Annotated in this window: 13 protein-coding genes; 9 read left to right on the forward strand and 4 right to left on the reverse strand. The window is 46.1% G+C overall.

The genetic code is table 11. The annotated features are described in order from the left end of the window. Positions 1–74: 74 nt before the first annotated feature. The gene (gene rpsT, locus KIH43_RS03275) at positions 75–341 is read right to left on the reverse strand and encodes a 30S ribosomal protein S20 (RefSeq protein WP_296970112.1); all 267 of its coding nucleotides are present in this window, start codon (positions 339–341) and stop codon (positions 75–77) included. Positions 342–494: 153 nt separating this feature from the next. Here rpsT and murJ point away from each other — a divergent pair, with 153 nt between their 5' ends. Together murJ and KIH43_RS03285 are read left to right on the forward strand one after the other, a co-directional pair. Further along, complete coding sequence (gene murJ / locus KIH43_RS03280) at positions 495–2,048, forward strand: murein biosynthesis integral membrane protein MurJ (protein ID WP_297717660.1); 1,554 nt, start codon at positions 495–497, stop codon at positions 2,046–2,048. Between the two features lie 5 nt (positions 2,049–2,053). After that, a complete protein-coding gene (locus tag KIH43_RS03285) occupies positions 2,054–2,896 on the forward strand; it encodes a tetratricopeptide repeat protein (protein WP_296968412.1) in 843 nt (280 codons plus the stop codon). Between the two features lie 10 nt (positions 2,897–2,906). Here the strand turns inward: KIH43_RS03285 and KIH43_RS03290 are convergent, their stop codons facing one another. Beyond that, positions 2,907–3,551 carry a VTT domain-containing protein gene (locus KIH43_RS03290; protein ID WP_296968522.1) on the reverse strand — a complete coding sequence of 215 codons (645 nt, stop codon included), beginning with the start codon at positions 3,549–3,551 and terminating at the stop codon, positions 2,907–2,909. 85 nt (positions 3,552–3,636) lie between these two features. Here KIH43_RS03290 and miaA point away from each other — a divergent pair, with 85 nt between their 5' ends. Next, entirely contained in the window at positions 3,637–4,608 is a 972-nt protein-coding gene (gene miaA, locus KIH43_RS03295) for a tRNA (adenosine(37)-N6)-dimethylallyltransferase MiaA (RefSeq protein WP_366069217.1), read from the forward strand. A gap of 21 nt (positions 4,609–4,629) precedes the next feature. Here the strand turns inward: miaA and purM are convergent, their stop codons facing one another. Next, positions 4,630–5,682 (reverse strand): phosphoribosylformylglycinamidine cyclo-ligase, encoded by a 1,053-nt coding sequence (purM, locus tag KIH43_RS03300; RefSeq protein ID WP_296968415.1) that lies wholly within the window; start codon positions 5,680–5,682, stop codon positions 4,630–4,632. 72 nt (positions 5,683–5,754) lie between these two features. Here purM and KIH43_RS03305 point away from each other — a divergent pair, with 72 nt between their 5' ends. From KIH43_RS03305 to panB, 6 genes are read left to right on the forward strand one after another with little or no spacing between them, the layout of a single operon-like run. Continuing rightward, positions 5,755–6,744, forward strand: coding sequence for an AI-2E family transporter (locus tag KIH43_RS03305; protein ID WP_296968417.1), 990 nt, complete (start codon positions 5,755–5,757; stop codon positions 6,742–6,744). An 18-nt stretch (positions 6,745–6,762) separates the two neighbouring features. Then, complete coding sequence (gene hda / locus KIH43_RS03310) at positions 6,763–7,524, forward strand: DnaA regulatory inactivator Hda (protein ID WP_296968419.1); 762 nt, start codon at positions 6,763–6,765, stop codon at positions 7,522–7,524. A 14-nt stretch (positions 7,525–7,538) separates the two neighbouring features. Then, positions 7,539–8,219, forward strand: a complete 681-nt coding sequence (locus KIH43_RS03315; RefSeq protein WP_297717666.1) for an HAD family hydrolase — start codon at positions 7,539–7,541, stop codon at positions 8,217–8,219. After that, a complete protein-coding gene (gene pcnB, locus KIH43_RS03320) occupies positions 8,216–9,631 on the forward strand; it encodes a polynucleotide adenylyltransferase PcnB (protein ID WP_297717671.1) in 1,416 nt (471 codons plus the stop codon). The genes KIH43_RS03315 and pcnB overlap by 4 nt, the downstream gene beginning before the upstream one ends. Before the next feature lie 52 nt (positions 9,632–9,683). Then, the gene (folK, locus tag KIH43_RS03325) at positions 9,684–10,211 is read left to right on the forward strand and encodes a 2-amino-4-hydroxy-6-hydroxymethyldihydropteridine diphosphokinase (protein ID WP_297717674.1); all 528 of its coding nucleotides are present in this window, start codon (positions 9,684–9,686) and stop codon (positions 10,209–10,211) included. Positions 10,212–10,228: 17 nt separating this feature from the next. Next, on the forward strand, positions 10,229–11,044 hold the full coding sequence (gene panB / locus KIH43_RS03330; RefSeq protein ID WP_297717675.1) for a 3-methyl-2-oxobutanoate hydroxymethyltransferase: 816 nt from the start codon (positions 10,229–10,231) through the stop codon (positions 11,042–11,044). Between the two features lie 11 nt (positions 11,045–11,055). Here the strand turns inward: panB and dnaJ are convergent, their stop codons facing one another. Next, the gene (dnaJ, locus tag KIH43_RS03335; protein WP_297717678.1) at positions 11,056–12,189 is read right to left on the reverse strand and encodes a molecular chaperone DnaJ; all 1,134 of its coding nucleotides are present in this window, start codon (positions 12,187–12,189) and stop codon (positions 11,056–11,058) included. Positions 12,190–12,234: the final 45 nt, after the last annotated feature.

The following is a 12,234-nucleotide window of genomic DNA, read 5'->3' on the forward strand; positions in this document are numbered from 1 at the left end:
AAACAAAAACCCGCTCTGATAAGGAGCGGGCTTAGGTCGAAATCAGATTCGACCAGCCTAAAACAAAAATCTAATTAAGCAGCCATCGCCTTAATAGCAGCAGACAAGCGAGACTTTTGACGTGCTGCAGTGTTTTTGTGAGCGATTTTTTTGTCAGCAATTTTGTCGATTGTTGATTGAGTCGCTGCAAACACTTTTGCTGCAGCTGCTTTATCACCAGATTCGATCGCCTTACGAACTGCCTTGATGGAAGTACGTAGCTTTGAACGTAAGCTGGAGTTATGCTCATTCTGTTTTACTGCCTGGCGTGCGCGCTTACGCGCTTGTGCTGTATTTGCCATCTTTAAACCTTGCCTCTATAAATTGCAAAATGCGATTAGTTAAAAATCTTGCGGACCCACTTGAAAACCAGAAGCAAGCTCGCCAAAACCCTAGATTTTACCTTAAAGGGGCAAAAAAGCCCAGTCCAACCATAAATCGGTGAAAATCGGCTCATGAACCTGCTATCTGCCGCCGCGAAGGTTAGCTCCCTGACCATGCTTTCCCGCATTACGGGGCTGCTAAGGGAGACCTTAATAGCCCGTAGTTTTGGGGCTTCCGAGTGGACGGATGCCTTTAATGTGGCTTTTAGGCTACCCAATCTACTGCGTCGCCTCTTTGCCGAAGGAGCCTTTTCGCAAGCTTTTGTCCCCATTTTGGGCGAAATCTCGACCCACGAGGACCAAAATCAGGCAAGAACCCTGATAAATGCGGTTGCCACGCTCTTATTTTGGGCTTTGCTGGTTACAGTCCTACTCGGCGTCATAGGCGCCCCACTGCTCATTTTGGTGATTGCCACAGGCTTTAGCGGAGGCCCTGCTTATGACGCTAGCGTAGTTATGACGAGAATCATGTTTCCCTACATTGGACTCATTTCCTTGGTGTCTTTATCGGCCGGAATTCTAAACACCTATCACCGCTTTGCAATTCCAGCCTTCACGCCAGTCCTCCTCAATCTTGCTCTCATAGGCAGCGCCATCTTTTTGGCGCCACATTTAGACCAACCAATTTATGCACTCAGTATTGGTGTTCTTGTCGGCGGGGTTTTACAACTTGCGATTCAAATACCTTCACTCGCTCGACTAGGTTTATTGCCGCGCATTGGATTGCTACCGAAAGCAATCAAAGCTGCCATGAGTAACCCAGATGCCAGACGCGTATTAAAACTGATGGGGCCCGCCGTTTTTGCTGTATCCGTCGCACAAATTTCATTGATCATCAACACCAATATTGCCTCCAGACTGCAAGCAGGTAGCGTCTCTTGGCTGTCTTACGCAGATCGCTTAATGGAATTTCCAACCGCCTTACTAGGCGTAGCATTAGGAACGGTATTGCTCCCTAGCCTCAGTAAAGCAAATGCAAAAAATGATTTGGTGCATGCAGGCGAGTTATTGGTTTGGGGTTTGCAGCTCACTTTCTTGCTTGCAGCACCTTCTGCAATTGCACTGTTTATTTTTGGTGAACCTCTAGCGGCCGTCTTGTATCACTACGGAAAATTTAACGCACTAGATGTACTCATGACACAACGTGCATTAGCGGCATATGGTGTTGGTCTCATTGGTTTAATTTTGGTCAAAATTTTGGCGCCTGGCTTTTATTCGCGCCAAGATATTCGCACCCCAGTCAAAATTGGCCTGATCGTTCTCGTTGCAACCCAGCTTGCTAACATAGTCTTTGTCCCCTGGTTTGGGCATGCGGGCTTAGCCCTTTCGGTCGGCGCTGGTGCCTGCCTTAATGCTGCCCTGCTCTGGAGAGGTCTTCACAAGCGCGGGGCACTTCCAAATGCAGCCTGGTTGAAGTATTTAGGCCAACTCTTTTTAGCTCTCATTCCATTTTCAGCGGCGCTGCTATATGCAGCTAGTGCGCATGATTGGATTGCCCTGCAAGCAGAGCCATGGATACGGATTGCCTTGCTAGCGATGTGGCTAATTGTTGCAGCCTTGATTTACTTTGGCGCCCTAGCTTTAGTAGGAATTCGCTGGCAAAAATTCCTGCGTCATGCAAAATAGGATGTATGCCAACACAACAACTAGACTATTTCACTTCTCTTGTAACAGAGGATGAGCACTTCCCTTTAACGGAAGCTGCAATTGCAGTAGCGCAACACGCCTATCCAGATTTGGATGTGCAAGGCGTTCTAGATCATCTTGATGAATTAGGCAATAAATTAAAAGCGCGGATTACACCAGATACGTCCGCTATTCAGCGCTTACAAATTTTGAAGCACTTTTTTTATGCTGAACTGGGCTTTGGACCTAATGCCAATGATTTCTATGCCCCAGAAAATTCTTATTTACATCACGTACTAGAAAATCGTCGCGGAATTCCTATTTCGCTCGCCATCTTAATGATGGAGTTAGGTCAGCAAATTGGTCTAAAAATTCGTGGCGTCTCCTTCCCCAACCACTTCATGATGCGCATCTCATTGCAACAAGGCGAAGTGATCATGGATCCACTGACCGGAGAATCATTATCTAAGCTTGAACTACAAGAAATGCTTGATCCTTATCTTGATGCAAAAGGCTACCGTGGGGAGCTTAGCCTGCCACTCAATGTGTTCTTGCGGGCATCAAGCCCAAGAGAAATTCTGTCACGCTTTTTACGTAATCTCAAAATGATCTACTCCGAGCACGAGCGTTGGGAGCGTCTACTGGGAATTCAAGAGCGCTTAGTGATTTTGTTGCCCGATTCTATTGAAGAAATTAGAGATCGTGGACTTATCTTTGCACAACTGGAATATTTGCGTCCAGCACTAGCAGACATGCATCGCTACTTAAATGAAGCCCCCGAAGCTGAAGATGCAAGCGATATTCGGGAGCATATTGCCACTTTAGAAAGTCAAACCAAACTACATTAAGTAGTGTGGTTTAACTTTTCTTGCGCTGAAATATTTTGTAAAGGGCGGCAAGAATTACCGGCACTGCTGCGGCACCCACGCCAATCAACACAATCACGTTGAGATTTTGACGAATCACAGGAATGTTGCCAAAGAAATATCCAGCAACCACCAAACCAACAACCCATAACACCGCACCAGTGATATTAAATAACTGAAAACGCGAAAAGTTCATTTCTGATACACCAGCAACAAAAGGTGCAAAGGTTCTGATAATCGGCAGAAAGCGTGCCACGATAATCGTCTTACCACCATGCTTTTCATAAAATGCATGGGTTTTCAAAAGGGCGCCTTGGTCAATCCAACGTGACTGACTACTAAACACCCTTTTACCAATCCATCGACCAATAAAGTAATTCACTGTATTACCAGAAATAGCAGCAATTAATAAGCCAATACACAAGGTCCAGATATTGAAGTGTTCAGTTGCACAGTAGGCCCCAGCAATAAAGAGGAGTGAATCACCCGGCAAGAACGGGGCAACAACCAAACCGGTTTCCGCAAAAACAATCGCAAACAGCAATCCATATGCCCAAGGACCATATTGCGAAATCACGACATCTAAATGACGATCAACGTGAAGTAATAAATCACTTAATTGCAAAAGGGTATCAATCAACTTGGGCTCCAAAAATAGGTTCGATGCAGATATTAACAGGCTCTTATAATGAAGTATGCAAACTGAACCCTACATTCAGCCCATGCAAACACCAGACGAGAAACCCATCCTATGCATAGTAGGACCCACTGGTGCTGGCAAAACTCATCTAGCCATGTCATTGGCAGCATATGCCAAATCTATTGGCCGCACGCTTGAACTCATTAGCATGGATTCTGCCTTGGTCTATCGAGGCCTTGATATCGGCAGTGCCAAACCCAGCAAATCAGAACAAGCAACGGTCATTCATCATTTGATTGATATTCTTGACCCCACAGAAGTGTATTCAGCTGCCCGATTTGCCAAAGATGCCAAACAATTATGCGCAGACATTCGAAATAGAGGCAATATTCCAGTCGTCGTTGGTGGCACCATGCTCTATTGGAGAGCTTGGGCATATGGTCTTTCTGCGCTACCCACGGCGAATTCTGAAATTCGATTACGTTTAGAAGAAGAGGCAAAGCAGATCGGATGGCCAGCAATGCATGCCAAGTTAGATCAAGTGGATCCAGAAACTGCTCTGCGACTCAAGCCAAATGATTCACAAAGGATTCAACGCGCCTTAGAAGTATTTGCCATCAGCGGCAAGCCAATGTCTGCATTACTAGCAGACTCTCCCAGCGATGATGGTAGGGAAGGATCCACAATTCCTGCATGGATCAATCTAGTATCGCTAGAGCCTAGTGATCGTAAGCGACTACATCAGCAGTTAGAAAAACGTTTTGATGAAATGTTGTTAGCTGGGTTTTTAGATGAAGTACGTTCTCTAAAAGCGAACACTGCATTACATCAAGATTTACCAGCCATTCGATCTGTAGGTTATCGGCAGGCTTGGGAATATCTGAATGGCGAGATTGATGCCGAACAGATGCGTTACAAGGCATTGGCTGCCACAAGACAACTTGGGAAACGTCAGTTAACTTGGCTCAGAGCGATCAGTGGTCGCAAAACTTTTGACCCCTTTAATCCCAAGGAACTCCAAGCGGCGATTGATTATTGCAAGGATTGTTTGTAGCAATCAGTCGTAACAATAGCGTTAAATCACTATCGTCTGGGGAGCACCTTTTGGACGTTCAATGACCTCACCCACTGTCCAAGCTTTTAAACCTTGAGCGGTCAACGATTGGATTGCAGTATCTACTTGGCTTGGATCAACAATAACGACCATGCCAATTCCGCAATTAAATACCCTGACCATTTCAGCATCAGCAACGCCACCCTTCATTTGCAACCAACGAAAGAGTTCGGGCATTTGCCAACTATCGCGATGTAAAACAGCTTGAGTATTTTCTGGCAGAACGCGTGGCACGTTATCCACTAAACCACCGCCAGTAATGTGTGCCATCCCCTTAACATTGATCTCTGAAATCAATTTCAGCAGAGGTTTGACATAAATTTCTGTGGGTGCCATCACTACATCGCCCAATGGACGACCACCAAGGTCATCCGTAGGTTTTGCGCCTGCGCGTTCAATGATCTTGCGTACCAATGAATATCCATTGGAATGCGCGCCACTGGAACCAATTGCCAAAACGACATCGCCAGGAACAATACTGTTGCCGGTAATAATTTTGGATTTTTCAACTGCGCCCACCGCAAAACCTGCAAGGTCATACTCGCCAGGAGGATACATTCCTGGCATTTCTGCCGTCTCACCACCAATCAACGCACAACCAGACAATTCACACCCTTTAGCGATTCCAGCAACCACTGTGGCTGCTGTATCAACAGTCAACTTGCCACAGGCAAAATAATCCAAGAAGAAAAGTGGCTCAGCACCCTGGACCAAAATATCATTCACACTCATGGCAACCAAGTCCTGGCCGATCGTGTCATGACGATTCCATTCAAACGCCAAACGTAGCTTGGTACCAACACCATCTGTACCAGAGACCAAAACAGGTTCCTGATAACGCTTCGGTACCTCAAATAAGGCCCCAAAACCGCCAATTCCAGCCAAAACACCATCCCGCATGGTCTTTTTTGCTAGCGGCTTAATGCGATCCACCAAATCATCACCAGCGTCGATATCGACGCCAGCATCGCGGTAGGAAAGGCCTTTTGAAGAAGAATTGGTAGATGAAGTCATGGCTAGATTGCAATATTAGTGAAAAATGCTACTTGATCAGTAGAATCATTGAATTCTAGAGGATTAAAGAACATGGCTGAGATTTTTACCCCTTTTTTGACCGCATTCATACTGGCGTACTCTTTGCGCCCAGTGTGCTTGTGGCTGGAAAGGCACAAAGCGCCTCGCCCTTTAGCGGCCCTCATCTCCATGCTGTTTGGATTGGGGCTGATTTTCTTTATTTTGAGCCTGCTCATTAGCCTGCTGAAATACGAAATCCCCCTAATCCGCTCTCAATTACCCGACTGGATAGCAAATACTCAGGCATGGCTTGGCCCCAAGCTCGATAGCTTACACATGAATCTGGATTGGAATAGCTTAAAAGCGGATGCTACAAAAAAAATTACAGAACACATTAGCGATCACGCCGATTCTTTAATGAATTCCACTATTGATACGGTACTAGTTTCTGGTAGTTCAGTGATTGCTGGGTTTGTAAATGCGGTGCTCATCATTTTTGTAATGTTCTATTTGTTAGTTGATTGGGATCACTTTTTCAAACTGCTACAAGAAGCAGTTCCTCGTCGCGCACAAGCGACTGTGCATCATTTAGTCATGCATACCGATGGCTTGCTGTCTCAATACTTAAGAGGCATGCTGATCGTCATTTCAATCATGGCAATTTATTACAGTGCTGCTTTGGCTTTTATAGATGTTAAAGGTGCTGTTGCATTGGGCGTTTTCACTGCCCTAATGATTGTTATTCCCTACATTGGCATCACCCTCGGATTAAGCTTAGCAGTCCTCTCCGCATTACTTCAATTTGGCCCTAGCACTGCCGTAATCGGCGTGTTAGTGGTCTACGGAATTGGTCAATTCCTTGAGGGCTTCTTCCTCACGCCCCGCCTGGTTGGCGAGCGCATCGGCTTACATCCTGTAGCAGTGCTATTTGCATTGCTTTTCTTCGGCAAATTGTTTGGGTTCTTTGGTGTTTTATTGGCACTCCCCATTAGCGCTGTGAGCTTAGTTTTAGTGAAATATTTCTGGTCTGTGTATACCCAAAGTTCTTGGTATCAGAAATAAATTGGTCTTAGTGCATTAATGAGTACTTCTTCGCTTCCAAGACAATTTGCTTTAGACATTGGTCATACACCAAGAGCAAGTCTTGAAAACTATCTGCCAGGTAAAGACCTAGCATTAATAACAACCCTTCAGTCTTTGAGCGATTCTTGGAAAAAGAATATTGCAAAGATTGGCGATAATGCGTTGAATCATCGCTGGATGTATTGGTGGGGTCCAGAAGGTTCTGGGCGGTCTCACTTACTTAATGCCATGATTCACGCTGCCGAAGATGCAAAGCTAGAATGCTTTTTACTAAGTCCAGATGAGCCGACCAATTGGGTACGACTGGAAGAAAAATTGCCAGCATTAACTCAATCCAATGCGCCTTCCATCATTGCCGTAGATGATGTCAATCGTTTGGATGAGCGCTTAGTGGGGTCTCTTTTTCGCATTCTGAATGAAATCCAGGCCAGCAAGAATATGCATATTTTCATGGCCGGCAATGCCGCCCCTGCAAACTTAAGTCTACGAGAGGACCTGCGCACCCGTCTTGGCTGGGGTTTAATCTTCCAAACACCCCTTTTAAACGATGATGAGAAAATACAGGCATTAGAGCAAGCGGCCAAGGCTAGGGGCTTAAATCTGTCCCCCGATGTGTTGCCTTGGTTATTAAATCGTTTTTATCGAGATATGCCAAATTTAATGGCTCTCATTGACGCTTTAGATGCTTACTCACTAGAAACAAAACGTGCAGTTACTTTACCCCTGGTGCGTGAACTGCTCACTCCTAAATCTATTTAATTTGTCTTTCATTTGTGACTCAACTAGCTCTTTTCGATTTAGACCATACCTTACTTCCCTGTGATAGTGATTATGAGTGGGGACAATTCTTAGCACGTATTGGCGTAGTCGATAGTCAATACTATGCAAAGCAAAACGAACGTTTCTATCAAGACTATAAAGACGGAAAACTCGATATTCATGAGTTCTTACGTTTTGCTCTCAAGCCACTCTCTGAACATTCTCGCGCCCAACTCAAGGAATGGCATGATCAATTTATGGCCGAGGTCATCACGGGACAACTCCGTCAAAAGGCTGTGGATCTAGTCAAGAAGCATCAAGATGCAGGTGATCTCTGTTGTGTCGTCACCGCAACCAATAGTTTTGTGACCCGCCCCATCGTCGAAAGCTTTGGCATCGAACACTTGATTGCCACCGAACCAGCAATAAAAGGTGTGGGGTCTGACGTGATCTTCACCGGCGAAGTGAAGGGTATCCCCAACTTTCGTGAAGGCAAAATACAAAATGTACATACATGGCTAGGCGAGCAAAATCTTGACTTGTCTCAGTTACCGCGCAGTTATTTTTATTCTGACTCGATGAATGATTTACCACTACTTGAGCAGGTCAGTCATCCAGTGGCAACCAATCCAGATGATCGTTTGCGTCAAGAAGCACAAAAGCGTAATTGGCCAATACTTGAGCTGTTTGCATGATTACCAAATTCATTAAACGCATTTTGCGACGTGACCCCATGGTCAAGCATACGCATGCGGTTCATGGGGGTTCGCCTAAGCGCATACCTAAGAAGGCGCATCGGATTGACCCCCACTTGTTGTCTAAAAACGCTGTCAAAGTAACCCAGACCCTACAGCATGCAGGCTATGAGGCATTTATTGTGGGTGGTGCAGTACGTGATTTAGCTTTAGGCATTGCTCCCAAAGATTTTGATGTAGCGACCAATGCTACGCCAGATCAAGTACAAAGATTATTCAGAAAGGCACGCCTCATAGGTCGCCGCTTTCAAATTGTGCATGTGACGTTCTTTGGTAAAGGTCATCCGGAAATTATTGAGGTTTCTACTTTTCGCGCATTGCTAGAAAACGCTGGTGATCATGTCGCTGAAAGTGGTCGCATCTTACGAGACAATGTTTGGGGATCACAAGGCGAAGATGCTGCAAGGCGCGATTTTACTGTCAATGCCATGTATTACGATCCATCTACCGAAACCGTGTTGGACTATCACGGCGGTATGGCAGACATGCAAAAGAAAACTTTGCGCATGATTGGTGACCCTGCAAAGCGCTACCGTGAAGACCCAGTACGTATGCTGCGAGCCATCCGTTTCGCTGCTAAAACCGGATTTACTTTAGATGCCGATACCAGGGCGCCTATATCCAAACTGAGCACACTCCTAGAGGATGTTCCTCCCGCAAGACTTTTTGATGAAATTCTTAAACTGTTAATGTCAGGTCACTCATGGTCTGCAATCCAAGGTTTACAAGAGGCTGGCTTGCATCATGGTGTGCTACCCCTTTTGGATCGCATTCTTGATGATGGTGAAGAGTCTTCAGAAGGACATCAGTTTGTAAAGCTCGCCCTTGCAAATACAGACCAACGTATTCAGTCTGGCAAAAGCGTTTCAGCAGGATTTTTATTTGCCACTTTACTTTGGCCAGATCTTCTCCAAAATTGGAAGGCAAACCTTGCTAAGGGTATGGCTAATATTCCCGCACTCCAAGATGCCATGGACGAGACGATTGCCGCCCAAAGCAGCGGTATGACTATTCAGCGTCGCTTTGAGAGTGACATGCGAGAAATTTGGTCCATGCAACCTCGTTTTGAGAAGCGAGTTGGACGCTACCCTTATCGACTAATAGAGTCGCCCCGTTTTAGGGCAGGATATGACTTTATGTTGCTACGCTGTGCAACAGGTGAGCAAAATCCCGCGTTGGGTCAGTGGTGGACGGACTTCATTGCAGCCGACCCAAGCGCCCAAGAAGCCTTGCTAGCGAGCGTCAAAAACGAAGTGGGCGCAGCGGTCAAAACAGCCACTAAAAGACGTCGACGCAGAAAACCCAAAGCCACCTCGGCAACGACCGCCTCACCAGAACCTACAGCAGGTTAAGCAAACTTTCCAAAATTTCGGTAAAGTCATTTCATCTAGAGTTTGGAAGCGTATGGCAAAAGCGTTTATCGGGTTTGGTGGCAATATCGGCGACACACGTCAGCTGATCACCGATGCTATCGTCTGCTTAGCGCAACGCTCCGAATTGCATATTCTTGCTAAGAGCTGTTTTTACCAAAGCGCACCCGTAGAAGCACTTGGCGGCGACTACATCAATGCAGTCATTGAGATTGAAACTGAACTGACACCTTACGGTCTTTTACATGTATGCCAAGCCATTGAGCAAGAATTTGGGAGGGAGAGACCTTACGCTAACGCACCTCGCACACTTGATCTCGATATCCTGTTCTATGAAGGTGTGACGCAAAATGAAACTGAATTAATGCTTCCGCACCCTAAAATCATTGAGCGCTCTTTTGTATTACTTCCTCTACTAGAAATCGCGCCAGACTTTTTCTTACCCAATTTTGGGCAATTGAAGGCTTATCTACCCAAAGTAGCCCATCAAAGAATTGAAAAACTCCCTTGCCGCAACTGTAATTGCGGGGAAAAAGACGTTTATAGCCAAACGGCGCATTAATTCATTAAACTCTCGCCATGGGTTACTTACAGGGCGATAAGCCAATTACGATCACTAAGCTCCTCGCAATGCACGCTGAGGGTGAAAAAATTACGATGCTCACTGCATACGATTCCACTATGTCAGCGCTATTAAATCGCTGCGGAATTGAAGTGATTCTGATTGGTGATTCCTTAGGCAATGTCATTCAAGGTCATAGCAGCACCACTCCGGTCACTGTTGAACAAGTGGCGTATCACACAGAATGCGTAGCGCGTGCTAACACACATGCATTTGTAATTGCCGATCTACCATTTGCCAGCTACGGCGATCCAGTCCAAGCATTAGACTCTGCCGCAACGCTGATGCGTGCTGGTGCTGACATGGTGAAACTAGAGGGCGGTGATTGGCAAATCGAAATTATTCGCTATCTTGTTAAACGTAGCGTTCCTGTCTGCGCCCATCTTGGCCTCTTGCCCCAATCTGTTCATGTATTGGGCGGCTATAAAGTGCAAGGTAAATCTAAAGACGCTGCAACACTGATGCTTGAGCAGGCACTCGCTTGTCAGGAAGCAGGCGCACAAATGGTTGTTCTGGAGGCGATCCCCTCATCCCTAGGTGAAAAAATTACTACTGAACTCAATATTCCAACAATTGGTATTGGTGCAGGACCAGACTGCTCTGGACAAGTTTTAGTACTGCCGGACATGTTGGGCATTAGCCCCGGCAGACCTCCCAAGTTCGTAAAGAACTTTATGGAAGGCCATCAATCGATAGAGTCTGCCGTGAAAGCATACGTGCGCGAAGTGAAGTCTGGAAAATTTCCCGCGCCAGAACACGGCTTTGCTGGCTAGACCCTCAGATCCTAGCTAAAGAAATTCTTAACGCCTTCAAACCAGCCTTTTTGTTGCGGGCTGTGTTTGTCACCACCAGACTTCAAACTTTCATCAAACTGGCGAAGTAATTTTTTCTGATCATCGGTAAGTTTTACCGGTGTCTCCACCAAAATATGCACGAACAAATCGCCTACTAAAGTAGAGCGCAAGCCTTTGATGCCTTTATGGCGCAAACGGAATGTTTTACCAGTTTGAGTTCCCTCCGGAATTTCAAACTCAACTCGACCAGACAAGGTAGGTACTTCAATTTCTCCACCAATAGCTGCGGTTGCAAAAGAAATTGGTAAATGCACATGCAGATCACTGCCATCACGCTCAAATACCTTATGCGGTTTAACGCGCACCTCTACATACAAATCACCTGATGGCCCGCCATTAATACCGGGTTCGCCATTGCCGACTGAACGCACACGCATGCCATCATCAATGCCCGCTGGAATTTTGATCTCGAGTGTTTTTTGCTCTTTATGTTTGCCAGTGCCATGACATGTCTTACAAGGCTTGGGTATGTACTCGCCTGTGCCACGACATTTCGGACAAGTTTGCTGCATTGAAAAAAAGCCCTGCTGCACTCGTACTTGACCATGACCATCGCAGGTAGAACATTTTTCTGCTTTTGTGACTGGCTCAGCTCCTGTTCCATGACAGGGCTTGCAATCGCTCCAACTTGGCACCCGAATTTGCGTGGTGTAACCCTCAGCCGCCTGCTCCAAAGTGATACCCATGTTGTAGCGTAAATCGGCGCCTTTGTAGACTTGGGGGCCAGAATGACGTCCACCGCCTTGCCCGAAGATATCTCCAAAGATATCGCCAAAAGCATCGGCAAAACCACCGCCACCAAAGCCACCTCCAAATCCCCCACCCATCGATGGATCAACACCAGCATGACCATATTGATCATAAGCAGCACGTTTATTGGGATCCGAAAGTGTTTCGTAGGCTTCCTTAGCCTCCTTAAATTGAGCTTCAGCCGTCTTACTATCTGGATTGCGATCAGGGTGATACTTCATCGCCAACTTGCGATAGGCTTTTTTTAGCTCATCGTCGCTGGCACCTTTTGCAACACCCAACACTTCATAAAAATCGCGTTTACTTTTAGGCACGGCCTATTCCTCTCAACATCCACAATGGCACAAGTCGGCACGAAG

The organism is Polynucleobacter sp. (genome assembly GCF_018500155.2).
Lineage (GTDB): Bacteria > Pseudomonadota > Gammaproteobacteria > Burkholderiales > Burkholderiaceae > Polynucleobacter.